Below are 24,184 nucleotides of genomic sequence, written 5' to 3'. Positions count from 1 at the left end.
GGAATTCAATTACGCATCTGGCGCGAAGGTCAACTTCAGGGCACTATGGTCAACGGATTCCTGAATGTAAAGCGAACTCTGGGAAGCGAAGGCGAAGATGGCCCAGCGCAAGAGCCGCAGTGACCGGCGCATCGACCTGATCGAGGCGGCGCGGCGGGCCATCATCCGGCATGGCATCGACCGGGTGCAGCTGTCGCACGTGGCCGAGGAGGCCGGGCTGACCTCCGGCGCGGTGCTCTACCACTACCCCGACCTGAGCGAGCTGCTGGTCGAGGCGCAGCACGCGGGCATGGAGCGCTTCTACGAGCAGCGGCTGCGGCAGCTCGCCGCGCACACCGACCCGGTCGCCAAGCTGGTGCTGACGATCCGGTCGGGGCTGCCCACCGGATCGCTCGACCCGGACGTGCGGCTGCTCAACGAGATGGGCGGCGCGGCCGGCCGCAACCGCGTCTACGGGGTGCTGCTCACCTCGCTCTACGACCGGCAGGTGTCGATGTACCAGTCGATCCTGGACACCGGGGCGGCGCTGGGCGTCTTCAGGCTCACCACCGACACGCTGACGATCTCGCGCAACCTGGTCGCGCTGGAGGACGCGTACGGCTACCGCATCACCGCTCGTCACCCGCTCATCGGCCCCGACGAGGCCGCGGAGCTGATCCTCTCGTACGCCCGCACGGTCACGGGCAACGATCTGCTTCATTGATCCACCGGGATGATGACCGCCTCATCGGCCTGCCAGTCGAGCCGGACCTCGGCGCCCGGCCGCACCTCGCTCGCGCCCTGGACGGCCGCCAGCACGGGCTTGCCCCGGCCGGGAACCCCGACCGAGACGTGGGAGACGCCTCCGTAGAAGCTTACGTCCACCACGGTGCCCTTCAGGCCGCGTGACTCGGTGGCCCCGATCAGCCTGACCCGCTCCGGCCGGACGGCCAGCAGCGCCTTGGCGCCCTGCTCCAGGCCCTCCGCCGGGGAGCCGGGCAGCACCCCGAAGTCCTCGGTCTCCAGCTCGTCCTTGGCGCCGGCCGTACCCTCGAAGAGGTTGTTGGCGCCGACGAAGTCGGCGACGAAGGGGGTGCGGGGCCGCTCGTAGAGCGCGACCGGCTCGTCCACCTGGCGCACCGCGCCGCTGTCGAAGACCGCGATGCGGTCGGCGAGCGACATGGCCTCCTCCTGGTCGTGGGTGACGACCACGAACGTGATGCCGACCTCGTTCTGCAGCCGCTTGAGCTCCAGCTGCATGTCGGCGCGGACCTTCTTGTCGAGCGCCGACAGCGGCTCGTCCAGCAGGAGCAGGCGCGGGCGCTTGACGATGGATCGTGCCAGCGCGACGCGCTGCCGCTGGCCGCCGGAGAGCTGGCTCGGCTTGCGGCCGGCCAGCTCCGACAGGCCCACCGTCTCCAGCACCTCGCCGACGCGCTTCTTGATCTCGGCGCGCGGCAGCTTCTCGCGCTCCAGTCCGTACGCGACGTTCTTCCGCACGGTCATGTGCGGGAACAGCGCGTACGACTGGAACATCAGGCTGATGGGGCGCCGGTTCGGCTGCTTGTCCAGCAGGTCCTCGCCGTCGAGCGTCACCGTGCCGGCGTCGGGCGTCTCGAACCCGGCGATGATGCGCAGCAGCGTCGTCTTGCCGCAGCCCGACGGGCCGAGCAGGGCGAAGAACTCGCCCTGGCCGATCTCCAGCGAGACGCCGTCGAGCGCGGTGACGTCGCCGAACCTGCGGGTGATCCCGTCAATCTTGAGCACGCGGCATCCTTTCCCCGATCTTGGTCATGCGCTGTCCGGCGATCACCGCCGTGAAGCTCACCAGGAGCAGGATCGCGGCCAGCGCGTTGATCTTCGGGGTGACCCCGAAACGGATCATCGAGTAGATGACGATCGGCAGCGTCTGCTCGTGGTTGCCGATCGTGAAGTAGGCGATCACGAACTCGTCCAGCGACAGCGTGAAGGCGAGCAGCGCGCCCGCGACGATGCCGGGGGCCAGCTGCGGCAGCGTGATCTTCATGAACGTGGTGAACGGGCCGGCGCCGAGGTCGCGCGAGGCCTCCTCCAGTGAGGTGTCCGCGCCGGTGAGCCGGGTGCGCACCACCGCCGCCACGAACGCCATCGAGAACAGCGCGTGCGCCAGCACCGCCGAGTAGAGCCCGAGCGTGAGCTGGATCAGGCCGTAGAAGAGCAGCAGCCCGATCGCGAGCACCAGGTCCGGCAGCACGGCCGGCATCAGCGCCAGCGCGTCCAGCGTCTTGGATCTGGAGTGCCTGGCCAGGCCGACGGCCAGCATCGTGCCGAGCACGGTGGCGATCACGGTCGAGCCGGTGGCCACGATGAGCGTGTTGACCACGCCGCTCATGATCCGCTCGTCGCCGGCCAGCTCGCCGTACCACTCGAGGCTGAACCCCTCGTAGGTGTACGCCGAGTCGCCGGAGTTGAACGACATCACGACCAGGACCAGGATCGGCGCGTACAGGAACACGTACGTCGCCCAGAACGGGACGTGCAGCCACCTTGATCTACGCACGGCGCGTCACCCACGCCTGCACGACCAGGAGCACGAGCAGCACCGCGATGAGTGCCAGCGCCAGGGCGGAGCCGAACGGCCAGTCGCGCGCCGACAGGAACTCGGTGCGGATCAGGTTGCCCACCATGGCCGACTTGCCGCCGCCGAGCATCTCGGGGATGACGAAGTTGCCGAAGCTCGGCACGAACACGAACAGGCAGCCGGTGAACACGCCCGGCACCGTCAGCGGCAGCGTGACCTTGCGGAAGGTGGTGAACGCCGAGGCGCCCAGGTTGGCCGACGCCTCCCGCAGCTGCGGGTCGAGCTTCTCGATGGAGGCGTAGAGCGGCAGCACCATCAGCGGCAGGTACGAGTAGAGCAGGCCGAGCACGACCGCGCCCCGGTTGTAGAGCAGCTCGTACGGGCCCAGCCCGAACGCCTGCAGCCAGCCGTTGATCAGCCCTTCCGGGCTCAGCAGGATGATCCAGGCGTAGACCCGGATGATGAAGTTCGTCCAGAACGGCAGCACGATCGCGACCAGCGCGATCGTCTTCCACTTACGCGGCAGGCGCGCGATCAGGTAGGCCGTCGGGTATCCGAGCAGCAGCGCGATCAGCGTCGCCAGCCCGGCCATCTCCAGCGAGTCGACGAGCACCCGCAGATAGAGCGAGTCGAACAGGCGCTCGAAGTTCTCCCAGGTGAACTCGTAGATGACGCCGCCGAAGCGGCCGCGCTGGAAGACCGTGTAGCTGAGCACCAGCGCCAGCGGCACCAGGAGCAGCACGACCAGGTAGGCCAGCCCTGGCGCCAGGAACACGAACGCGCCCAGCCGGCGCCCTCTTGAGAGGGACACCGGCCGGGCTTCTGGCTTGTCCTTCACACCTACTCGGCCTTGATCTCGGACGCCAGGCGGGTGTACTTGGTGCTGGCCTGGCCGATGTCGATGATCGACTCACCGTTGAGCAGCTCGGCCGGCTTGGTGCCGAGCAGCGAGCCGGGGACGATCTTCACCTTGTCCATGGCGGCCTTGTTCGGCACCATGTAGTTGATGTTCTCGGCCGCCCAGCGGTGCACGTCGGGGCTGAGGATGTAGTTGATGAAGGCGTGCGCGGCCTCCTTGTTCTTGGAGGTCTTCATGATCACCATGGTGTCCACCCAGAGGTCGCTGCCCTCCTTCGGGACCACGAACTTGATGTTCTGCTTCTCGTCCGTGGTCGGGCACCAGCCGTCCCACGCCTCGACCATGACGGCCTCGCCCTTGATCAGCCGGTCGCCGAAGGTCAGGTCGTCGTAGGCCAGCAGGTGCGGCTTGGCCTCAAGGAGCAGCTCCTTGACCTTGGCGATCTCGTCGTCCTTGTCGGTGTTGACCGAGTAGCCCAGGGCCTTGAGCGCGGGCAGGGCCAGCCAGCGCTCGGTGGTCATCATGGTGACCTTCTTCTCGGCCCAGGCCGGGGGCTTGAGGATGTCGTTCCAGCTCGTCGGCTCCTGCTTCACCAGGTCGCTGCGGTAGCAGATGCCGGTCGTGCCCCAGGTGTAGGGGACCGAGAACTTGTTGCCCTTGTCGTAGGAGAGCTGGGTGGCCTCGGGGTAGAGGTTGGCCAGGTTGGGGATGAGCTCGGCGTGGATCGGCTCCAGCAGGCCCTGCTCGTTGAGCGCCTGGGCGTACTGCCCCGAGACGAAGGCCACGTCGATGCCGCTGTCGCCCCCGGCGGTCAGCTTCGTCATCGCGACTTCGTTGGTGTCGTGGAGGGTGACGTTGAGCTCGGAGATCTTCAGATCCCGCTTGACCATGTCCTGCAGCTCTTTGGGCGTGTAACCGTCCCACACGGTCACCGCGAGCGACTGCTTGGTCAGGTCCGCGTTGGGGTTCAGGGCGGCTGCCGTCTGCGTCGCCGTCTCTGCGCTGTCAGTCGATCCACCGCCGCACGCCGCGACGGCGAGCGCGAGGCCGGCGGCCACGGCGGCAGCCGGAAGACGACGGGTGAACCGGGTTCGGAACACGGCCGCTACTCCTTATGAGATGTGCATGTACGGGGGGTCGCGCGACCAACCGGGCACGGCAGACCAGACCAGGAGTGTTGCAGCAGAAATCAACATGAGCAAGACTTTGGTAGACATTGCTACCTGGAAGTTTGATCTAAGTGTTGAATTCGGATTCAATTTGGGAACGGCTGCTGTCTCTGGGTGAGAAGCCGCTCACCGACCGAGAGCGCGGTCTCACAGCCGCGGTGCTGCGGCTGTTGGATGGCGAGGTGCCGCCGCCCTTCGAGGTCCGGCGCTTCCTTCCGTTGCCAAGCCTCTCGTACGACACGCCCGGATGTCACATCGGGGTGCCCGTCGAGCGGGACTTCGGCGCCCATGTCGATCAGACGAACTACTCGGTAGTGGTGGACGAGCGCATCGTCGTGAAATGGCTCACACCGCCGGTCCCGCTCCCCCATCCGGCGCTCGACGTACTCCCCCATCTGGCCCGCACCGGCTTCCCGCACACCGCGCCGCCGTACGCCGCGCTGCTCGCCGGCTCCCGTCTCCTGGCACTCGTCACCGGCTACCTCCCGGACGCCACGGACGGCTGGACCTGGTGCGTGGACGACGCCGAGGCCGGCGACACCGCCTTCGCCCCGGTCCTGGGCGCCCTGGCGGCCGACCTCCACCTCACGCTCGCCACCCTCCCCGGCGACGGCGGAGGCGCGGCCCCGCGCGACCACCGCCCGCGTGCCGAGGACGCCCTCGGCGAGGCCCTGGCGCTGACCGGCGGCCCCGACGGCGCCTGGCTGGAGACCGTCGCCGGCCGCCTGCGCGCGGAGCTGGCGCCGCTGGCCTCCACCGGCCCTACCCCGCTGATCCGGATCCACGGCGACCTGCACGCCGGCCAGATCCTGCGGTGGCGCGACGGCTACGCGGTCATCGACTTCGACGGCAACCCGACCGTCTCCGAGGCCGACCCGTACCAGCCCGCCGCCCGCGACGTCGCCCAGCTGACCACCAGCATCGAGCACGTCGCCCAGGTCGCGGTCAAGCGCCGCGACCTGCCCGCCGAGCGGGCGGCGCGCTGGGCCGCCGAGGCCCGTGCCCTGATGCTCGCCGCCTACGAGGGCCGCCTGGCCGCGGGCGGCCGACCGGACCTGCTGGACGAATCCCTGATCCGGCCCTTCGAGGTGGAGCAGGAGTGCCGCGAGCTCATCTACGCGGCACGCCACCTGCCCCGCTGGAGGTACGCCCCCATGGGCGTGCTGCGCAACTGGATGGAGAACCTGTGAACCCCGACCTCTTCCTGGCCGACCTGGAGGCCAAGCCCGCCGCTCTCACCGAACTGGCCGGGGCGCTGGACGCCGCGGATCCGTTCGCGGGGCTGCCCGAGGGCGTCGGGAGGGTGCTGTTCCTGGGCATGGGCAGCTCGCGGTACGCCGCCGGGGTCGCCGCGCTGCGCCTGCGCGCCGCCGGGGTGGACGCCTGGGCCGAGTACGCCTCGGCCGCCGCGACGTTCCCGCCCGGCCCCCGTACGCTGGTCGTCCCGATCTCGGCGACCGGCGGGAGCCGGGAGACGCTGGACGCGGTCGAACGGTACGCGGGCGGCGCGTCGTTCCTGATGGCGCTCACCAACGCGCCCGGCTCCGCGCTGGCGCAGGCCGCCGGCCTGGTGGTGCCCATGCACGCGGGCGAGGAGCGCGGCGGGGTGGCGTGCCGGACGTTCCAGCACACGCTCGCCCTGCTGCTCGCCCTGGAGTCCCGCCTCACCGGCGCGGGCCGCGACGTGGCCGGGCTCGTGCGGCGGGCCGCCGAGGCCACGGCCGACCTGCTGGAGCGGCGCGACGCCTGGCTGCCGATGGTGCTGGAGCTGCTGAACGGGCCGAACGGCGTCTACGCGATCGCCCCCGCCGAGCGGCTCTCGTCCGCGGAGCAGTCGGCGCTCATGGTGCGCGAGGGGCCCCGCAGGCCGGCCGACGCCTGCGAGACGGGCGACTGGGCGCACGTGGACGTCTACCTGACGAAGACGCTGTCCTACCGGGCGCTGCTGTTCCCCGGCTCCCGCTACGACGAGCAGGCCATGGACTGGGTACGCGAGCGCGGCTCCACGGTCGTCGCGGTCGGCGGCGAGGTGAAGGACGCGGCGGCCGTCGTGCGGTACGCGCACGACGACGATCCGGACGTCCGCCTGCTGACGGAGACCCTGGTGGCGGAGCTCGTGGCGGCGTACTGGTGGTCGGGCCGGCCTCAGTAGGAGCGGACGGTCAGCGCGTGCTCGACCAGGGTGATGAGGGTCGACTTGACCGCCTCGCGGCTGCGGGCGTCCGTGCGGACGATCGGGATGTGCGCGGCGAGGGTCAGCGCGTCCCTCACCTCGTTCTCCACGTGCGGGAACTGCCCGTCCCAGCCGTTGAGCGCGATCACGAACGGCAGCTTGGCCTCTTCGAAGTAGTCGATGGCCGGGAAGCTGTCGGCGAGCCGGCGCGTGTCGACCAGCACGACCGCGCCGATCGCGCCCTTCACCAGGTCGTCCCACATGAACCAGAACCGGTGCTGGCCCGGCGTGCCGAACAGGTAGAGGATCAGGTCGCGGTCCAGGGACACGCGGCCGAAGTCCATCGCCACCGTGGTGGTCGTCTTGGTCGGGGTGAGCGAGAGGTCGTCCACCGCGGCCGAGGCGTCCGTCATCACCGCCTCCGTGGTGAGCGGCATGATCTCGGACACCGCCCCCACGAACGTCGTCTTGCCCACCCCGAACCCGCCGGCCACCACGATCTTCGTCGAGGTGAGCCCGGCGTTAGAGCCTGCGAAGTCCACTGAGCACCCTTTCGAGCAGGCCCCTGTCCGGCTTGCCTGCGTCCAACTGCGGCTGGTACACCCTGACCAGCCCTTCCGCCTCCATGTCGGCGATCAGCACCCGTGCCACGCCGAGCGGCATGGCCAGCAGCGCGGAGATCTCCGCGACCGACCTCACCTGCCGGCACAGCTCGCTGATCTGCCGGTACTCACGCGTGTAGGTATGGCCGAGCTGGATGGACGTCGCCGACGAGACGAGCGCCTCCATCGCGAGCGTGCTGCGTGTACGGCCGCCCGTGACGGCGTACATCCTGACCAGTGAGCTGCGCTCTGGCTCCGGCTCCCCGCCATGCCACGATGCCAACGTCCTACTCCCATCACCACGGTCGCACGGCCGACAGTTCCGCGCGCACGTCAGGCGTCAGCACCTGCCCCGCACGCTCCACCAGGACCGTCATCTGGTAGGCCACCAGGCCCATGTCGCAATCGGGTGCGGCCAGCACCGCCAGGCAGGATCCGTCGCTGATCGACATCACCAGGAGCAGGCCGCGTTCCATCTCCACCAGGGTCTGCACGACGTTGCCACCCTCGAAGACTCTGGCCGAGCCCTGGGTCAGGCTGACCAGGCCGGCCGCGATGGCCGACAGCTGGTCTGCCCGGTCCTTCGGGAAGCCGCGGGAGAAGGCCATCGGCAGCCCGTCGGCCGAGACCACCACGGCGTGCGCGGCGCCGGGCACCTCCTCCACGAAGTTGGACACCAGCCAGTTGACGTCTCTTGCCGCCTGGCTCAAATCCTTCATCAGTCCTCCTCTAGCTCGGCGCGTCCCTTGCGGACGCCCTGCTGGTAGCTGGAGAGCCTGTTGCGGAGTCGGTCGGGGGACACCGGGGGCGCGGGCACCGGCGGCGGGGCCGGCGCCGCGGTACCCGGCACCAGGTTCGCCCTGGGCGTCCGTTTGGGCAGCCCGGAGCTGGTCGTGCCGCCGAGCGCCGGTTCGCGGGCCGCGCCGGCGGCCTGCCAGCCGTTGTCGGCGGGCGAGGACCAGCTGCCGCTGTGGGACGGCTCGGGCGGCGGCGCGGAGATGTCGATCTTGGGGATGGCGGCGGTGTCGCCCTGCGCGGACCACGAGTCGCCCGACGACCAGGCCGGATCGGGGCCGGGGCCGGCCTGGTCCCGCTCGTCGGTGAAGGCGGGCTTGGTGAACCAGCTCGACACCTCGGGGCTCGGCTCCATCGAGGCGTGGACGGGCAGGTAGTCGCCCTGCTGCGGGAAGGCCGGCTGCTCCGGCGGCAGGCGGCGCGGCAGCCCCCCGGAGGCCCCGTTGTCGGCGGCGAGGCGGCGCGGCAGCTCTCCGCCCGTGCCGTTGTCCGGCGGCAGGCGGCGCGGCAGTTCCCCGCCGAACGCGCCGTCCTGCTGGAAGTCCCGCGGGCCGTCGCCGGAGGCGCCGTCCCCGGCGAAGCCGCGCGGCGGGTCGGCGAACGCGCCGTCCGAGGGAAAACCCCGCGGCGGGTCGGCGCCGAAGACGCTGTCGCGTGAGACGTCACCCGACTGGGTGTGCGTCGAGTTGAACCACGACGACGGCTCGGGGAGCGAGTCCATCGACGGATGCGCCGTGCCCGGCATGGACGGGTGGCCGATGCCCGGGTGCGCGGTGCTGGCCTGCATCGGCACGTGCGCGAACGACGGCGGGTCCTGGGACGCGGCGGCCTGCGGGAACGGCGGCGGGGTGGCCGAGGCGCCGGGGACGGGGGTGAGCAGCGCCTCCGGGAGCAGGACCATGGCGGTGAGCCCGCCCACGTCCTGGCGGCGCAGCTGGACCTTGATGTTGTGCCGCAGCGCCAGCCGGCCGACCACGAACAGGCCCATCCGGCGCGACACCGACACGTCCACGACCGGCGGGTGGGCCAGCCGCCAGTTGGACTCGGAGAGCTCCTCCGGGCTCATGCCGATGCCCTGGTCGGTGACGGCGACCATGAGCCCGCCGCCGTCGATGCGGCTGCTGGAGATGATGACCTTGGTGTCGCGCGAGGAGAACGACACGGCGTTCTCGATCAGCTCGGCCAGCAGGTGCACGACGTCGTTGACGGCCTGGCCCGCGATGGCCGCGTCCGACTGGACCTGGATGCTGACCCGGTCGTAGCTCTCGACCTCGCCCAGCGCGGCGCGGACCACGTCCATGAGCTCGACCGGCTGGCTCCACTTGCGCGCGGCCTCCTGGCCGGCGAGGACCAGCAGGTTCTCGGAGTTGCGACGCATGCGGGTGGCCAGGTGGTCGAGCTTGAACAGGTCGGCCAGCCGGTCGTCGTCGCGCTCGCCGCGCTCCAGGCGCTCGATGAGGGTGAGCTGCCGCTCGACCAGCGTCTGGCTGCGCCGCGACAGGTTGACGAACATCGCGTTGACGTTGGCGCGCAGCCGGGCCTCGTCGCCGGCCAGCCGTACGGCCTCCCGGTGGACCTCGTCGAAGGCCCTGGCCACCTCGCCGACCTCGTCGCGGGAGAAGACGCCGATGGGCGGCACCTCCGCGTCGACCGCGCCGTCGCGGGACTCCCGCAGGTGCTGGACGAAGTCGGGCAGCCGCCTTCCGGCGATCTCCAGGGCCTCGGCGCGCAGCCGGCGCAGGGGGCGGACGAGGGAGCGCGCCACCCCGGTGGTGATCGCCAGGACGGCGATGAGCAGGGCGATGACCGCGCCCGCGATCAGGTACGCGCTCTGCTGCTCCCCGGAGCTGAGCGACTCGCTGCGGCTGAGAATGCCGGCGGCCTGGCGCTGCTCGACCGTGCGCAGGGAGTCGATGACGACGGTGGACGCCTCGAACCACTGCCCGGCGTCGTCGCGCTTGGCCAGGTCGAGGCCGCGCAGCGTCTGCCCCGCGGTGGCCCGGATGAGCACCAGTTCACGCAGGAACAGCATGTCGTCGGCGGAGCGGCCGTTGACGGTCTCGTCGAAGAAGCGCCGTTCCCCGGCGGTGGCCTCCTCGGAGAAGGCCTCGCGCTGGTTCTCCTCGCGGGACAGCTCGCCGAGGAAGGTCTTGAGCTGCTCCTGGCCGAAGGAACCTTCCACCAGCGCGGTGGTGAGCAGGGCCTGCTGGAGGGAGACGCTCTCCTTGACGCGGGCCAGCGCGTCGAGCATGCGGGTCTGCCGGAACAGCTCGTCGTCCTGGCTGCCGCTGACCAGCTCGTCGTGGATGGAGAGCAGGTCGTTGATCACGGTGGTGTAGAGCTCGACGGCCGGGGCGGGGAGCAGGTCGGCCTCGATGGCCTGGTCGCGCAGCCCGTCCAGGTCGTCGAACCGGTTGAGCATGTTCTCGATCTGGTCGGCGGTACGGCCGCTGACCCCGCCGAGCAGCTGGCCGGCGGTGTCTCTCACCTCGCGGATGGCGGCGTCGGTCCTGCCGATCTGAGCGCGTACGTCGGGAAGCTGAGCCTGGGGGCGGTTCCGGGCGATGTGCCAGGAGACTCTGGCGCGTTCCCCCGACATCTCGTGGATGAGACCGCCGACCTGCTCGCTCAGCCGGGCGAGCTGGTTGATGCGGGCGTAGTCGGCGGCCGCGCCCGTCGAGGCGAAGACCTGGATCCCGCCCAGGAGCACGGCGGCAGCCGTCGGCACCAGGATCAGGGCGACCAGCCTGGCGCGGACCCGCCAATTACGCAGCCGCCACCTGCCTTCCTCCGGCGGCCGCTCTGCTAACTCTGTACTCACCGAACGCAACCTCTCGCCCAGTATCGGCGTATATGCAAGGCCTCGTGACCTGTGGGGAAATCCATGCAAGCTCGGGTAATTGGAACACACCCGCGCCAGGCCAGCCAAGCGACCATAACGCGACATAAGTCAAGCAGTGTGACGCATGAGCATAGAACCTGGAGCTCCACTTATGAAGACCATATGGCGAGAAATATTGCATTACGCCCGCCTATGTCCAGAAATGGGTGTTTGGAACGATCCAACGACGTAACACCGCAGATGCACAGAGGTCTCCTAACGGTCACAACGTTGAGATTTGCTTTCTTAACCCCATATGTTGAGCCCCCTGGGCGAGAAGGCGAGGAGTACGGGGTGTCCCCTGACAACGCGGCCATCGCGGTCGAAGGGCTCTGGAAGATTTTCGGGCCCAAGTCCGAGAGAGTGCTGGCGAGCGAGGACAAACACCTGGATCCCGCCGCGCTTCGAGAGAAGACCGGCTGCACCGCCGCCGTCAGGGACGTCGGATTCGAGGTCCGCCCCGGCGAGGTCTTCGTCGTCATGGGCCTGTCCGGCAGCGGCAAGTCCACCCTCGTACGGTGCCTCACCCGCCTCATCGAGCCCACGGCCGGCCGCGTGACGATCGGCGGCGAGGACGTGATCGGCGCCTCCCCGGCCAAGCTCCGCGACCTGCGCCGGCACCACGTCAGCATGGTCTTCCAGCACTTCGGCCTGCTGCCGCACCGCAGGGTGATCGACAACGTGGCGTACGGGCTGGAGGTCCAGGGCGCAGCCAAGGCCGCCAGGCACGAGCGGGCCAGGGAGATCCTGTCGCTGGTGGGCCTCGACGGCCACGCCGACTCCTACCCCGACCAGCTCTCCGGCGGCATGCAGCAGCGCGTCGGCCTGGCCCGCGCGCTCGCCGTGGACCCGCAGGTGATGCTGTTCGACGAGCCGTTCAGCGCGCTGGACCCGCTGATCCGCCGCGACATGCAGGCCGAGGTCGTCCGCCTGCACCGCGAGGTCGGCAAGACGATGGTGTTCATCACCCACGACCTGTCCGAGGCGCTCAAGCTCGGCGAGCGCATCGCGATCATGCGGGACGGCCGGATCGTCCAGCTCGGCACCCCCGAGGAGCTGGTGGGCGCGCCGGCCGACGACTACGTGGCGGACTTCGTACGGGACGTGCCCAGGAGCCACGTGCTGACGCTGCGCTGGATCGCCCGGCCGCCGGAGGAGCGCGAGAACCTGGACGGGCCGGAGCTCCCCGCCAACACCTTGATCAAGGACGCCATCGGCGCCGTCTCCACCTCCTCCCGGCCGATCCGGGTGATGGACGGCGAGGAACTGGCCGGGGTGTTCGACCGGGTGGACATGCTCGCCTTCCTCTCCGGTCAGGAGACGCCCGCGACCGCACAGGTCGGCGCATGAGCAGCACCGCGGTCACGCCTGCCTCCAGGCTGCGCGTGCCGAGGTGGGTGGTCCCGGCGGGGATCGCGGCCCTGTTCGCGCTCGCGTACCTGGCCTTCCGCGGCACCGGCACGCTGCCGCACAACAGCGAGGCGGCGCCGTTCACCGCGGTCACCGAGCTGCGCGAGTGGATCGACGACCACCGCAACGACAATCCGCTCTTCCTGTACTTCCTCAACTACATCCGCCTGTTCGTGGACGCCCTCTACACCTCCTTCCACGCGGTGCTGGTGGCGATGGGCTGGCCCGGGCTGATCGGGGTCATGGGCGGGCTCGCCTGGCTGGCGGGCGGCTGGCGCGTCGCGCTGATGGCGGTGGCCGGGTTCTGCTCGTTCGGCGTGTTCGGGCTGTGGCAGTCGAGCGTCGAGACGCTCGCGCTGGTCTCGGCGGCGGTGCTGCTGTCGCTGGCGATCGGCGTGCCGCTGGGCATCTGGGCGGGCATGTCGGCGCGGGTGCGCAAGGCCGTCACGCCGGTGCTGGACGTCATGCAGATCATGCCGACGTTCGCCTACCTGGCGCCGCTCGCGCTGTTCTTCCACATCGGCGCGCCGGCCGGCGTGATCGCGACGATGATCTACTCGATCCCGCCCGCGATCCGCATCACGGCGCTGGCCATCGAGCAGGTCTCCCCCACCGCGGTCGAGGCGTCCGCCTCGCTGGGCGCCACCCAGGCGCAGACGCTGTTCAAGGTGTATCTGCCGTTGGCGCGCTCCACCATGGCGCTGGCGGTGAACCAGACCATCATGATGGCGCTGTCCATGGTGGTCATCGCGAACCTGATCTCCGCGCCCGGCCTCGGTTCCGACATCATCCGCGGCCTGTCCAGGGCCCAGGTCGGCATCATGCTGCCGGCGGGCATCGCGATCGTGATCATGGCCGTGATCCTGGACCGGATGATGGTCTCGGTGGCCAGGCGCGACCCGCACAGCCGGATCGGCCGCGGCAACGTGGCCGCCGCCGGGGTGCTGGCGGTCGCCGGGCTGGTGGCCGCGGCGTTCGTGCCCCGGCAGTGGCCGGAGGACCTGACGGTCAGCGTCACCCGCCCGATCAACGAGGCCGTGCTCTGGGCCGAGACGAGCTGGTACGGCGTCACCACGTTCGTCAAGGACACCGTCACGATCTACCTGCTCAACCCGCTGGAGACGGTGTTCACCACCGCGCCGTGGTGGCTGGTCGCCGCCGCGGTGCTGCTGGTCGCCTGGCGGGTCAGCGGGGTACGGCCCGCGCTGACGGCGCTGGTCTGCCTGCTCGGGATCGCCCTGCTCGGCACGTGGGAGCACTCGATGCGGACGCTGACCACGGTCGCCGTCGCGGTCGTCGCGACCCTGGCGATCGGCGTGCTGCTGGGCATCGCCGCCGCGCGCTCGGACCGGTTCTCCGCCGTGCAGCGCCCGCTGCTGGACGCCGCGCAGACCATGCCCGCGTTCGTCTACCTGCTTCCGGCGCTGGCCCTGTTCGGGACCACCCGGTTCACCGCGATCTTCGCCTCGATCATCTACGCCGTGCCGCCCGTGGTGCGCCTGGTCGAGGACGGCATCAGGCACGTGCCCACCTCCGTGATCGAGGCCGCCGCCTCCGCCGGCTCCACCTCCGCCCAGATCCTGTGGAAGGTGCAGCTGCCGATGGCCCGCCGGGCCATCCTGCTCGCCGCCAACCAGGGGATCGTGCTGACGCTCGCCATGGTGGTGGTCGGCGGGCTGGTCGGCGCCGGCGCCCTCGGTTACGACGTCGTGCTCGGGTTCTCCCAGCGCCCCGACTTCGGCATGGGCTTCGTCGCAGGTGTCGCGACCGTCCTGCTCGGAGTCATGCTGGACCGCATCACGCAGGGCGCCGACAGGCGTTCTCTGCCCCACAAAAGGAAATTCACATGAAAATTCGCCTGTTCGCAGGCCTCTTAGCGCTGGGCCTGGCCGCCGGTTGCGGCGGCGCCACCGTCGACGGCGGAGCGACCACCGCCGCCTCCCCCGAGGGCTCGGCCGACGCCGCCACCCCGGCCGGCACGGTGAAGATCGCGATCAACCCGTGGGTCGGCTACGAGGCGAGCGCCAACGTGGTGGCGTACCTGCTGAAGAACGAGCTCGGCTACACCGTGGAGCTGCCGGAGATCAAGGAGCAGCTCGCCTGGGAGGGCTTCGAGACCGGCGACGTCGACGTCATCATCGAGAACTGGGGCCACCCGGACCTCAAGAAGCAGTACATCGAGGAGAAGAAGGTCGCCGTCGAGGCGGGCTCGACCGGCAACAAGGGCGTCATCGGCTGGTACATCCCCAAGTGGATGGCCGACGAGAACCCCGACATCACCGACTGGAAGAACCTCAACAAGTACGCCGACCTGTTCAAGACCTCCGAGTCGGGCGGCAAGGGCCAGCTGCTGTTCGGCGACCCGTCGTACGTCAGCAACGAGGCCGCGCTCATCAAGAACCTCAAGCTGGACTTCAAGATCGTCACCGGTGGCAGCGAAGCGGCGCTGATCAAGAGCGCCCAGCAGGCGCAGGCGCAGAAGAAGCCGCTGCTGTTCTACTTCTGGGACCCGCACTGGCTGTTCAGCCAGACCGAGTTGGTCCGCGTGAACCTGCCGGAGTACACCGAGGGCTGCGACGCCGACCCGAAGAAGGTCGCCTGCGACTACCCGGAGATGGACCTCGACAAGATCGTCAGCAAGAAGTTCGCCGACACCGGCGGCAAGGCGTACGAGCTGGTCAAGAACTTCCAGTGGACCAACGAGGACCAGAACAAGGTGTCCGACGACATGACCAACGGCGGCATGTCCGGTGAGGAGGCCGCCAAGGCGTGGATCGAGGCCAACCCGGACAAGTGGCAGGCCTGGATCCCCAAGTAACCCCCTCCGATCCCTCAAGACCCGTGATCCCGCCCCGGCGGGGTCACGGTCGCCGGAGACTCTCATGCGAACCAAGATTCTCGCCGGCCCGCTCGCGCTGGCCCTGCTCCTGACCGCCTGTACGGGCGAGGAGCCCAGCACGCAGGCCGACGCCAACCAGACGGTCAAGATCGACATCCACGGCTGGGTCGGGTACGAGGCCCAGGCCGCCGTGCTGTCCCACCTGCTCGAAACTCAGCTCGGCTACAAGGTGGAAACGCGCGAAATGGCCGAAGCAGACTCCTGGAAGGGCTTCGAGACCGGTGAGGTCGACGTCATCGTCGAGAACTGGGGTCACAACGACCTCAAGGAGGAGTACATCGAGAAGAAGAAGGTCGCCCTTTCCGCAGGTCTCACCGGCAACAAGGGGGTGATCGGGTGGTACGTCCCCGAGTGGATGGCCAAGGAACACCCGAACATCACCGACTGGAGAAACCTCAACGACTACGCGAACCTCTTCAAGACTCCGAAATCCGGCGAACTCGGCCAGGTGCTCGACGGTGACCCGTCGTTCGTCACCAATGACGAGGCACTGGTCAAGAATCTCCGGCTGAATTACAAGGTCGTCTACTCGGGCAGCGAGGACGCATTGATCAAGGCCGCCCAGTCGGCGACCAAGAACAAGACGCCGCTGCTGCTCTACTTCTATGAGCCGCAATGGCTTTTCACCAAGGTCAAGCTGGTGAAGATCAATCTTCCCGCGCACGCCATCGGCTGTGACGCCCGCCCGGCCAGGGTCGCGTGCGACTATCCGCCGTACCTGCTCGACAAGATCGTCAGCAAGCGGTTCGCCGAGAACGGCGGCAGGGCGTACGAGCTGGTCCGCAACTTCCAGTGGACCAACGACGACCAGAACAAGGTCGCCAGCGACATGATCAACGAGGACCTGTCGGCCGCCGAGGCCGCGAAGCGCTGGGTCGAGGAGAACGAGATCGTGTGGAAGGACTGGATCCCCCGGTGAGCTACGACTATGTCATCGTGGGCGGCGGCTCGGCCGGCTGCGCCCTGGCCAACCGGCTGAGCGCCGATCCGTCCGTGTCGGTGCTGGTGCTGGAGGCGGGCCGCGCCGACTGGCGGTGGGACGTGTTCATCCACATGCCCGCCGCGCTGATGTTCCCCATCGGCAGCAGGTTCTACGACTGGAAGTACGAGTCGGAGCCCGAGCCGCACATGAACGGCCGGCGCGTCTACCACGCGCGCGGCAAGGTCCTGGGCGGCTCCAGCAGCATCAACGGCATGATCTTCCAGCGCGGCAACCCGCTCGACTACGAGCGCTGGGCGTCCGACCCCGGCATGGAGAGCTGGGACTACGCGCACTGCCTGCCGTACTTCAAGAAGATGGAGAGCTGCCTGGCCGACCCGGGCACCGACTTCCGCGGCGGCGAGGGCCCGCTCAAGCTGGAGCGCGGCCCCGCCGACGGGCCCCTGTTCCGGGCCTTCTTCGAGGCCGTCCAGCAGGCCGGGCACCCGCTCACCGACGACGTGAACGGCTACCGGCAGGAGGGCTTCGCCGCCTTCGACCGCAACCTGCACCGGGGCCGCCGGCTCAGCGCGGCCCGCGCCTACCTGCACCCGGTGCGCGGCCGCCGCAACCTGACGGTCAGGACCAGGGCCTTCGTGGAGCGGATCGTCTTCGAGGGCGACCGCGCGGTGGGGGTCATCTGCGACGGCGAGCGCATCACCGCGGGCGAGGTCATCGTCTGCGGCGGCGCCGTCAACTCGCCGCAGCTGCTGCAGCTGTCCGGCGTCGGCCCCGCCCCGCTGCTGGAGCCGCTGGGCGTCGAGATGGTGCACGACCTGCCGGGCGTGGGCGAGAACCTGCAGGACCACCTGGAGGTGTACGTCCAGCACGCGTGCAGGCAGCCGGTGTCGCAGCAGCCGTCGCTGGCCAAGTGGCGCAGGCCGGTCATCGGCGCCCAGTGGCTGTTCCTGCGCGGCGGGCCGGGGGCCACCAACCACTTCGAGGCGGGCGGCTTCATCCGCTCCAACGACGAGGTCGCGTACCCGAACCTGATGTTCCACTTCCTGCCGATCGCGGTGCGCTACGACGGCTCCGCGCCGGCCGGCGGCCACGGCTACCAGGTGCACATCGGCCCGATGTACTCCGACGCCCGCGGCTCGGTCCGCATCACCTCCGCCGACCCGCGCGTCAAGCCGGCCCTGCGCTTCAACTACCTGTCGACGGAGCAGGACCGCCGCGAGTGGGTGGAGGCGATCAGGCACGCCAGGAACATCCTGTCCCAGCCGGCCTGGGCGGACCTGGACGGCGGCGAGCTCTCCCCCGGCCCGTCCGTGGAGACCGACGAGCAGATCCTGGAGTGGGTGGCCCGCGACGCCGAGACGGCGCTGCACCCGTCGTGCACCTGCAAGATGGGCGTGGACGAGATGGCGGTCGTCGACCCCGCGACGCTGCGCGTGCACGGCCTGCGAGGGCTGCGCGTGGTCGACGCCTCGGTCATGCCGTACGTGACGAACGGCAACATCTACGCCCCGGTGATGATGCTCGCGGAGAAGGCCGCCGACCTCATCCTGGGCAACACCCCGCTGCCGCCGGAACCGGTCGAGTTCTACCGCCACCAGGTCAGCGGCCCAGCCGCTGGCACGTCCTGACCGACAGGACGGCGAAGACGGCCGTCAGCGCCAGCGGCCACAGCACGGCCGTCTAGCGCCCGGTTCAGGAGGTGCAACCGTACGGTGTACCGTACGTAGGGTGACAGTGGAGTACAGCGGCAAGGGAGACCCGGCGCGCAGCCTCGCGCTGCTCTGGCGCACCAGCGAGCGCGTCAGCCGGAAGGGCAAGCCCGACCTGAGCGTCGACCGGATCGTGCGCGCCGCCATCGAGGTGGCCGACGCCGACGGGCTCCAGGGGCTGTCCATGCGCCGGGTCGCGGAGAAGCTGGGCGTGGGCACGATGTCGCTCTACACGTACGTGCCGGGCAAGCCGGAGCTGCTCGACGTCATGCTCGACACCGTCTACGGCGAGACGGCCAGGCCGGAGGAGGCGCCCGGCGGCTGGCGGGCCCGGCTGGAGCTGATCGCCCGCGAGAACTGGGCGCTCTACCTGCGCCATCCCTGGCTGCTGCAGGTGGCCGCGAGCCGCCCGGTGCTCGGCCCCAACGTGACCGCCAAGTACGACTACGAGCTGCGCGCGGTCGACGGCATCGGGCTGACCGACGTGGAGATGGACTCGGTGATCACGCTGATCACCGGCTTCGTGCACGGCACCGCCCGGGGCGCGGTCGAGGCCGCCCAGGCGGAGAGCCGGACCGGCATGTCCGACGAGCAGTGGTGGGCCGCGCACGCGCCGTTCTTCAGCCGCATCGCCGACCCGTCACGCTTCCCCACCGCCGCACGGGTCGGCCAGGCCGCCGGCGAGACCCTCGGCGCCGCCTACAGCGCCGACCACGCCTTCGAGTTCGGCCTCCAGCGCGTCCTCGACGGCATCCAAGCCCTCATCGACAACCGCACCCCTCAACCACCTAAAACCCACTCCTGACCTGCAGCCCCACCCACGTCCGCCAAGCCTGCGGCGCCCGGCTCACTGGCGGCACCCCCGAGACCGGCAGCTCCACCGAAGTCGGGGCGCTCAGCGTCCGCCTTGCCTGCGACATCCGCCACGGTGGTGGCGTGCGTCCGTGACTCAGCTTGCCGGGCGTCGTTCCGTGGGTGGTTGCCCGGCGGCGAGCAGGGCTGCGCGGTGACGCTCGGCCGGTGGTTCGGTCCAGGTCAGGCCTGGGCCGTCCTCGGCCAGCAGGCGGAACAGCACGTCGCGCAGCAGCGCACGGGCGGGCATGCCGGGACGCTCGGCGCGGAGCTTCTCGTAGCGGTCGAGGACACGGGCCAGGTCGAGCAGCAGCGTGTTGCCCTCGTCGCCGCCCTCGGCCGCGAGGGTGACCACCAGGCTGCCCGCACTCTCGTCCGCGAACCGACCGGCGACGCCCCCGGCGCCGCCCGGACAGACGATCTCCCGTACGGCCTCCACGAAGGCGCGCCGGTCCATGCCGTCGACCTCGCCGCTGCCCAGCCAGCCGGGGCGCAGGTGCAGGACGCCCGGCTGCTCGGTGGTCACGCACGCGGTCACCAGCACGCGCACCGTCTCCTCGGGGTCGTGCAGCCCCTCCGGGCCGCGCGCGGCGAACCGGTCCGCGAGCAGGTGCAGGGAGACGAGCCTCGGCGGGTCGTGGACGGCCAGCAGGCCGTGGTCCTCGCGGAGGTGAAGCGGGCCCACCTTGTCCTGGTACGCCCGGAGCCCTTCCAAGAAGGCCACCCGGGCGTCCTCGCCGAGCCCGGCCGCCCAGCCTCGCGGGGACCGCTCGGGAGGCGCCTCCTCAGCGCGGGAGGCGTCGCGTCCGAAGGACCAGACGATCACACCGATGACGGCCAGGCCGCCCGCCAAGGCGATCCACACCATGCACGCCCTCACCATCAATTCCGGAGATATGCAGCGTAGTGTGGGCAAGCCTCATATTTCCGGTAATTCGCGTGACCTAAACCGGCGCCGCCCGGAGCCGGACCACGTGCTCCACCAGCGAGATCAGCGTCGACTTGACCGACTCGCGGTTGCGCGCGTCCGTACGGACGATGGGCACGTGCGGCGAGAGGGCCAGCGCCTCGCGCACCTCGGTGTCGGTGTGCGGGAACTGCCCGTCCCAGCCGTTGATGCCCACGATGAACGGCAGCTGGGCCTCTTCGAAGTAGTCGATGGCCGGGAAGCTGTCGGCCAGCCGCCGCGTGTCGAGCAGCACCACGGCCCCGATCGCGCCGCGCACCAGGTCGTCCCACATGAACCAGAACCGGTGCTGTCCGGGCGTGCCGAACAGGTAGAGGATGAGGTCCCGGTCCAGGGACACCCGGCCGAAGTCCATGGCCACGGTCGTGGTCTGCTTGTTCGGCGTCATGGCGAGGTCGTCGATCCCGGCGGAGGCGTCGGTCATCACCGCCTCGGTGGTCAGCGGGAGGATCTCGGACACCGCCCCCACGAACGTCGTCTTGCCGACGCCGAACCCGCCCGCGACCACGATCTTCGTCGAGGTGAGGCCGGGGCTAGAGCCTGCGAAGTCCACTGAGCACCCTTTCGAGCATGTTGAGGTCTGGCTGTCCCTGTTCGAGGCGTGGCGCGTGGAGGCGGACGAGCCCTTCATCGGACATGTCCGCCACCAGCACGCGGGCCACGCCCAGCGGGACCCGGAGCAGGGCCGAGATCTCGGCGACCGACCGGAACGAGCGACAGAGTTGCATGATCGCATCCTGCTCAGGAGTGAGCATGGCCATCTCGTCGTCCGGTATGGACATCGACGAGATCAACGTCTCCATCGCCAGGTGGTAGCGCGGCTCTGAACGGCCACCGGTCACCGCGTAAGGACGGAACAGGGGCTCTTCGTCCCCGTGCCCGTCACTCCCGTACACGGCCCTGTCCCTCCATGTCCATTCACATCACCGCGTCCTAGCCGCTTGCAGCTCGGCGCGGAGCGCCGGCGTGAGCGCCTGGCCCGCGCGGTCGACGAGCAGCGTCATCTGGTACGCCACCAGCCCCATGTCGCAGTCCGGCCCGGCCAGCACGGTCAGGACCGAGCCGTCGCTGATGGCCATGACGATGAGCAGGCCGCGCTGCATCTCCACCACGGTCTGCGTGACGGCCCCGCCTTCGAACACCCGCGAGGCTCCCACGGTGAGGCTCAGCAGTCCGGCCGACACCGCGGCGAGCTGGTCGGCCCGGTCCGGCGGGAAGCCTTCGGAGGCGGCCAGGCACAGCCCGTCAGCGGATACGACGACCGCGTGCGCGACCCCGGGCGTGTTCCGCACGAAGTCGGTGATCAGCCAGTCGAACCGGTGCGCCTCGTGACTGAGGGTCGTCACTCGCCCTCCTCAGGACGCTCGCTCACTCTTGCTCCTCCTGTTCGCGTACTTCCGCACGACCCCGCCGCACTCCCTGCTGGAAGCCGGCCATCCTGTTGCGCATCCGCTCGGCCGACAGGGGCGGCCTGGGCGGCTGAGCCTCCTGCTGAGGCGCCGGGCGACCGGCCGATCCCGGCACGAGGTTCGCCTTCGGCTTGCGCTTGGGGAGCCCCGCGGAGGTGACGCCGCCCAGGCTCGGGTCGCTCGCGGCGGCCGCCGCCTGCCAACCGGCGTCGGCGGCGTTCCGCCACGCTTCCTCCCCAGAGGGTACGGGCTGTGCGGAACTGTCCTCACTCCCGCCTGCCTCCTGCGCCTGCTCCTCCGGCGGCCGGCGGAACCAGGCCGACTCCACCGCGGCGAAGATCGGCAGGTACTCCTCCCGCTCGGCCTCGATCGGCGAGACGTCCGTCGAGGGCGGCGGCTCGGGCCTGCGCACGTCGTTCGCGGCGTGGCGGGCCGTCGGCGGCGGACCCTCCGGACTCGGGACGTCCGGGTTCGGGAAGTCGGAGCGTCCGGGCTGCCTGCGCGGCAGCTCCTGGCTCGGGAACGAGGGGAAGGATCCGGGCCGCTCCTGGGCGGGCGGCTGGACGGGCGGGTACGAGCCGGGCGCGAACCCCTGCTGGCCGGGCGGCTGGACGGGCGGGTACGAGCCGGGCGCGAACCCCTGCTGGCCGGGGGGCGCGCTCGGGTACGACGGGAACGTCCCCGAGTCGTAGGAGTGACGCGGCGCGTCGGTGTCGGCGCCGAACGGCCCCAGCCCGGGCCGGCCCGCTCCGGAGTCGTAGGAGTCGAGGCTCCCGTGCGAGCGGTAGCCGTTCTGCGCGGGCACCTGCGGCCGGTGCGGCACGGACGTGCTGCCCCCGCCGAACGCGGGCCGCTGCGGCAGCGGCTGCCTGGTGGCGTCCTGGATGAGCGCCGGCGGGATGAGCACCATGGCGATCAGCCCGATGCCCTCGCCCCTGCGGAGCTGCACCCGGATGCCGTGGCGCAGCGCCAGGCGGCCGACCACGAACAGGCCCATGCGCCGGGACACCGACACGTCCACGACCGGGGGCTCGGCCAGGCGGCGGTTGGCCTCGGCCAGCTCCTCCTCGGTCATGCTGATGCCGCTGTCGGTGACCGACAGCAGGGCGCCGCCGCCCTCGATGAGGCTGCTGGAGACGGTGACCTGGGAGTTGCTGGGCGAGAACTGCAGCGCGTTCTCCACCAGCTCGGCCACCAGGTGGACCAGGTCGTTGGCGACGCTGCCGAGCACCGAGGTGGCGCGGTGCACCTTGACCTGCACGCGCTCGTACCCCTCGACCTCCGACAGCGCGGCGCGCACCACGTCGACCAGCTTGGCCGGCTGGCTGCGCCGGCGGGTGGGCTCGTGGCCGGCGAGGACCAGCAGGTTCTCGGAGTTGCGGCGCATGCGGGTGGCCAGGTGGTCGAGCTTGAACAGGTCGGCCAGCCGGCCGCCGTCCTGTTCGCCCTTCTCCAGGCCGTCGATCAGCGAGATCTGCCGTTCGACCAGCGTCTGGGTGCGGCGCGAGAGGTTGACGAACATCGCGCTGATGTTGCCGCGCAGCTCGGCCTCCTCGCCCGCCAGCCGCACCGCCTGGCGGTGCACCTGGTCGAAGGCGCGGGCCACCTCGCCGATCTCGTCGTTGCCCGCGACGTCGATCGGGCGTACCTCGGGGGCGGTGGTCTCGCCGGAGACCCGCAGCTGGCGGACCACGTCCGGCAGGCGGAACCCGGCGATCTCCAGCGCTTCCGTGCGCAGGCGGCGCAGCGGCGTGACCATCGAGCGGGCGATGGCGACGGTGAGCAGCAGCACGATCAGGAGCAGCCCGACGATCAGCGTGCCGACGATGATCGCGTTGCGGACCTCGGAGTCGCGCAACTCCTGCGACCGCAGCGCCACCTGCTCGCCCAGCGAGCTCTCGACCGAGACGAGCGCGGCGATGACCTTGGCGTTGTCCTCGAACCACTGGTCCGGCGGCGCCGTGTCGGGGTTCGTCGAGGCGAGCAGGTTGTCCCTGATCCGGACGCCGGGCGCGCGGCCGCTGGCCAGCGTGACGGCCCGGGACTTGGTCAGCTCGCTGTTGTAGTACTCGGGGATGGTCAGCGCGCGCTGCAGCTCCATGCCGGTCACGGCGCCGGCCTCCTGCGTCACGACCTGGATCTGGTTGCGCTGGGCGGCGTTCGCCGCGATGAACCGCTCGACTTCCTTGGCGTCCACGCTCTCGGCGTTGTAGTAGCCGCGCAGGAGCTGGACGCGCTGGCGGGAGACCTGTTCCTTGGCCCTGGTCAGGGCGCTCAGGGCGCGGAACCGGCCGACGATCTCGGGGTCCTCGCTGAGCAGGCTCAGCTCGTCGTGCAGGCGGAGCAGGGTGTCGAGCACCGTGTCGTACCGGGTGGTGTCGCGCTGGCCCTCGGCCCTGGTCCTGGGCAGGTTGTCCAGGTCGATGTGGGCGCGGGCGACGACGTCGGTGACGCGGTCGCCGTAGGACTCGTCCATCGCGCCGAGGTCCGCCTTCACGGCCCTGACGAGCCGGTCGACCTCCGCCTTGCGCTCCTCGTACGGCTTCTCCAGCCGCTTGCGCTGGGTCCGGGCGGCGTTGTGCCAGCCACCGGTGTCACGCTCCAGCCCGAGGGCCTGCACCAGATCGCGGATCCGCCCGGCCTGCTCGGCCGCGACGGCCGTGCGGTCGAAGGCGGCGACACTCTGGACGGACTCCACCACGCGCGCTCCCCCGAGCACGACGCCGGCGATGGTGGGAACCAGGACGAGTGCGGTCAACCGCCATCTCACTCGCCAGTTGCGCAGCGCGAGCCGAGGCAGTGCCCGCTTGGCGCGTTCACGCCTGGCGGCGAAGCCGCCGTCGGAGTTCCCCGTAGTCACTGCTCCCGCTACCCCTCAATCATCCCGATCCCATGCGGTCATCAGGCCGTCCACAAGGTATCCGCAGCATCTGACGTAACGCACAAACCGGACACAATCGTTACAAATGTGACCGCGTGT

Annotated in this window: 22 protein-coding genes; 9 read left to right on the top strand and 13 right to left on the bottom strand. The window is 70.2% G+C overall.

The window, feature by feature from the left end; translation table 11 throughout:
• Positions 1–97 precede the first annotated feature (97 nt).
• A complete protein-coding gene (locus tag KME79_RS25015) occupies positions 98–703 on the top strand; it encodes a TetR/AcrR family transcriptional regulator (protein WP_148033800.1) in 606 nt (201 codons plus the stop codon).
• Here the strand turns inward: KME79_RS25015 and KME79_RS25010 are convergent.
• From KME79_RS25010 to KME79_RS24995, 4 genes are read right to left on the bottom strand one after another with little or no spacing between them, the layout of a single operon-like run.
• On the bottom strand, positions 697–1,746 hold the full coding sequence (locus KME79_RS25010; protein ID WP_219546578.1) for an ABC transporter ATP-binding protein: 1,050 nt from the start codon (positions 1,744–1,746) through the stop codon (positions 697–699). The genes KME79_RS25015 and KME79_RS25010 overlap by 7 nt on opposite strands.
• A complete protein-coding gene (locus KME79_RS25005) occupies positions 1,733–2,518 on the bottom strand; it encodes an ABC transporter permease (protein ID WP_148033802.1) in 786 nt (261 codons plus the stop codon). The genes KME79_RS25010 and KME79_RS25005 overlap by 14 nt, the downstream gene beginning before the upstream one ends.
• Positions 2,511–3,350: an ABC transporter permease gene (locus tag KME79_RS25000; protein WP_308249040.1), complete on the bottom strand. Its 840-nt coding sequence runs from the start codon at positions 3,348–3,350 to the stop codon at positions 2,511–2,513. The genes KME79_RS25005 and KME79_RS25000 overlap by 8 nt, the downstream gene beginning before the upstream one ends.
• Positions 3,351–3,379: 29 nt before the next feature.
• Positions 3,380–4,498: a polyamine ABC transporter substrate-binding protein gene (locus KME79_RS24995; protein WP_219546577.1), complete on the bottom strand. Its 1,119-nt coding sequence runs from the start codon at positions 4,496–4,498 to the stop codon at positions 3,380–3,382.
• Positions 4,499–4,725: 227 nt separating this feature from the next.
• On the opposite strand from KME79_RS24995, the gene KME79_RS24990 reads away from it, so the two are divergent.
• Together KME79_RS24990 and KME79_RS24985 are read left to right on the top strand one after the other, a co-directional pair.
• Positions 4,726–5,757: a hypothetical protein gene (locus tag KME79_RS24990; RefSeq protein WP_219546576.1), complete on the top strand. Its 1,032-nt coding sequence runs from the start codon at positions 4,726–4,728 to the stop codon at positions 5,755–5,757.
• The gene (locus tag KME79_RS24985) at positions 5,754–6,719 is read left to right on the top strand and encodes an SIS domain-containing protein (RefSeq protein WP_219546575.1); all 966 of its coding nucleotides are present in this window, start codon (positions 5,754–5,756) and stop codon (positions 6,717–6,719) included. Before KME79_RS24990 ends, KME79_RS24985 begins: the two co-directional genes overlap by 4 nt.
• Here KME79_RS24985 and KME79_RS24980 read toward each other — a convergent pair.
• The 4 genes from KME79_RS24980 to KME79_RS24965 all read right to left on the bottom strand — a co-directional run bounded on the left by KME79_RS24980 (position 6,713) and on the right by KME79_RS24965 (position 10,958).
• Positions 6,713–7,282, bottom strand: coding sequence for a GTP-binding protein (locus tag KME79_RS24980; protein ID WP_148033807.1), 570 nt, complete (start codon positions 7,280–7,282; stop codon positions 6,713–6,715). The two genes, KME79_RS24985 and KME79_RS24980, sit on opposite strands and share 7 nt — an antisense overlap.
• On the bottom strand, positions 7,263–7,571 hold the full coding sequence (locus KME79_RS24975; protein WP_246640374.1) for a DUF742 domain-containing protein: 309 nt from the start codon (positions 7,569–7,571) through the stop codon (positions 7,263–7,265). The genes KME79_RS24980 and KME79_RS24975 overlap by 20 nt, the downstream gene beginning before the upstream one ends.
• Before the next feature lie 67 nt (positions 7,572–7,638).
• Positions 7,639–8,061, bottom strand: coding sequence for a roadblock/LC7 domain-containing protein (locus KME79_RS24970; RefSeq protein WP_148033809.1), 423 nt, complete (start codon positions 8,059–8,061; stop codon positions 7,639–7,641).
• Positions 8,061–10,958, bottom strand: a complete 2,898-nt coding sequence (locus KME79_RS24965) for a sensor histidine kinase (RefSeq protein WP_219546574.1) — start codon at positions 10,956–10,958, stop codon at positions 8,061–8,063. The genes KME79_RS24970 and KME79_RS24965 overlap by 1 nt, the downstream gene beginning before the upstream one ends.
• Positions 10,959–11,312: 354 nt before the next feature.
• Between KME79_RS24965 and KME79_RS24960 the strand changes: the two genes are divergently transcribed.
• The 6 genes from KME79_RS24960 (at position 11,313) to KME79_RS24935 (ending at position 18,781) form a co-directional block, all read left to right on the top strand.
• The gene (locus KME79_RS24960; RefSeq protein ID WP_308249039.1) at positions 11,313–12,368 is read left to right on the top strand and encodes a quaternary amine ABC transporter ATP-binding protein; all 1,056 of its coding nucleotides are present in this window, start codon (positions 11,313–11,315) and stop codon (positions 12,366–12,368) included.
• Positions 12,365–14,278, top strand: coding sequence for an ABC transporter permease (locus KME79_RS24955; protein WP_219546572.1), 1,914 nt, complete (start codon positions 12,365–12,367; stop codon positions 14,276–14,278). Before KME79_RS24960 ends, KME79_RS24955 begins: the two co-directional genes overlap by 4 nt.
• Complete coding sequence (locus tag KME79_RS24950; RefSeq protein ID WP_148033813.1) at positions 14,275–15,246, top strand: ABC transporter substrate-binding protein; 972 nt, start codon at positions 14,275–14,277, stop codon at positions 15,244–15,246. Before KME79_RS24955 ends, KME79_RS24950 begins: the two co-directional genes overlap by 4 nt.
• A gap of 64 nt (positions 15,247–15,310) precedes the next feature.
• Positions 15,311–16,246, top strand: a complete 936-nt coding sequence (locus KME79_RS24945) for an ABC transporter substrate-binding protein (protein ID WP_219546571.1) — start codon at positions 15,311–15,313, stop codon at positions 16,244–16,246.
• Positions 16,243–17,895: a choline dehydrogenase gene (gene betA / locus KME79_RS24940; RefSeq protein ID WP_219546570.1), complete on the top strand. Its 1,653-nt coding sequence runs from the start codon at positions 16,243–16,245 to the stop codon at positions 17,893–17,895. Before KME79_RS24945 ends, betA begins: the two co-directional genes overlap by 4 nt.
• A 100-nt stretch (positions 17,896–17,995) precedes the next feature.
• Positions 17,996–18,781 (top strand): TetR/AcrR family transcriptional regulator C-terminal domain-containing protein, encoded by a 786-nt coding sequence (locus KME79_RS24935; RefSeq protein WP_219546569.1) that lies wholly within the window; start codon positions 17,996–17,998, stop codon positions 18,779–18,781.
• A gap of 144 nt (positions 18,782–18,925) precedes the next feature.
• Here the strand turns inward: KME79_RS24935 and KME79_RS24930 are convergent, their stop codons facing one another.
• The 5 genes from KME79_RS24930 to KME79_RS24910 form a co-directional block, all read right to left on the bottom strand.
• On the bottom strand, positions 18,926–19,696 hold the full coding sequence (locus KME79_RS24930; protein WP_219546568.1) for a hypothetical protein: 771 nt from the start codon (positions 19,694–19,696) through the stop codon (positions 18,926–18,928).
• Between the two features lie 76 nt (positions 19,697–19,772).
• Positions 19,773–20,348 carry a GTP-binding protein gene (locus KME79_RS24925; protein ID WP_148033818.1) on the bottom strand — a complete coding sequence of 192 codons (576 nt, stop codon included), beginning with the start codon at positions 20,346–20,348 and terminating at the stop codon, positions 19,773–19,775.
• Complete coding sequence (locus tag KME79_RS24920; RefSeq protein ID WP_148033819.1) at positions 20,329–20,691, bottom strand: DUF742 domain-containing protein; 363 nt, start codon at positions 20,689–20,691, stop codon at positions 20,329–20,331. Before KME79_RS24920 ends, KME79_RS24925 begins: the two co-directional genes overlap by 20 nt.
• 27 nt (positions 20,692–20,718) lie before the next feature.
• Positions 20,719–21,141 (bottom strand): roadblock/LC7 domain-containing protein, encoded by a 423-nt coding sequence (locus KME79_RS24915; protein WP_148033820.1) that lies wholly within the window; start codon positions 21,139–21,141, stop codon positions 20,719–20,721.
• Between the two features lie 22 nt (positions 21,142–21,163).
• A complete protein-coding gene (locus tag KME79_RS24910) occupies positions 21,164–24,064 on the bottom strand; it encodes a sensor histidine kinase (RefSeq protein WP_219546567.1) in 2,901 nt (966 codons plus the stop codon).
• Positions 24,065–24,184: the final 120 nt, after the last annotated feature.

It is taken from the genome of Nonomuraea harbinensis (assembly GCF_019396385.1).
Lineage (GTDB): Bacteria > Actinomycetota > Actinomycetes > Streptosporangiales > Streptosporangiaceae > Nonomuraea > Nonomuraea ferruginea.
The sequence above is the reverse complement of the archived record's forward strand: the minus strand, read 5'-3'. Positions and strand labels throughout refer to the sequence as shown.

What these genes read in the sequence shown, in the direction of transcription:
- KME79_RS24950 (WP_148033813.1), top strand. Translation starts at nt 14,275, where the DNA reads ATGAAAATTCGCCTGTTCGCAGGCCTCTTAGCGCTGGGCCTGGCCGCC.
- KME79_RS24945 (WP_219546571.1), top strand. Translation starts at nt 15,311, where the DNA reads ATGCGAACCAAGATTCTCGCCGGCCCGCTCGCGCTGGCCCTGCTCCTG.
- KME79_RS24970 (WP_148033809.1), bottom strand. Translation starts at nt 8,061, where the DNA reads ATGAAGGATTTGAGCCAGGCGGCAAGAGACGTCAACTGGCTGGTGTCC.
- KME79_RS25015 (WP_148033800.1), top strand. Translation starts at nt 98, where the DNA reads ATGGCCCAGCGCAAGAGCCGCAGTGACCGGCGCATCGACCTGATCGAG.
- KME79_RS24975 (WP_246640374.1), bottom strand. Translation starts at nt 7,571, where the DNA reads ATGTACGCCGTCACGGGCGGCCGTACACGCAGCACGCTCGCGATGGAG.
- KME79_RS24930 (WP_219546568.1), bottom strand. Translation starts at nt 19,696, where the DNA reads ATGGTGTGGATCGCCTTGGCGGGCGGCCTGGCCGTCATCGGTGTGATC.
- KME79_RS24955 (WP_219546572.1), top strand. Translation starts at nt 12,365, where the DNA reads ATGAGCAGCACCGCGGTCACGCCTGCCTCCAGGCTGCGCGTGCCGAGG.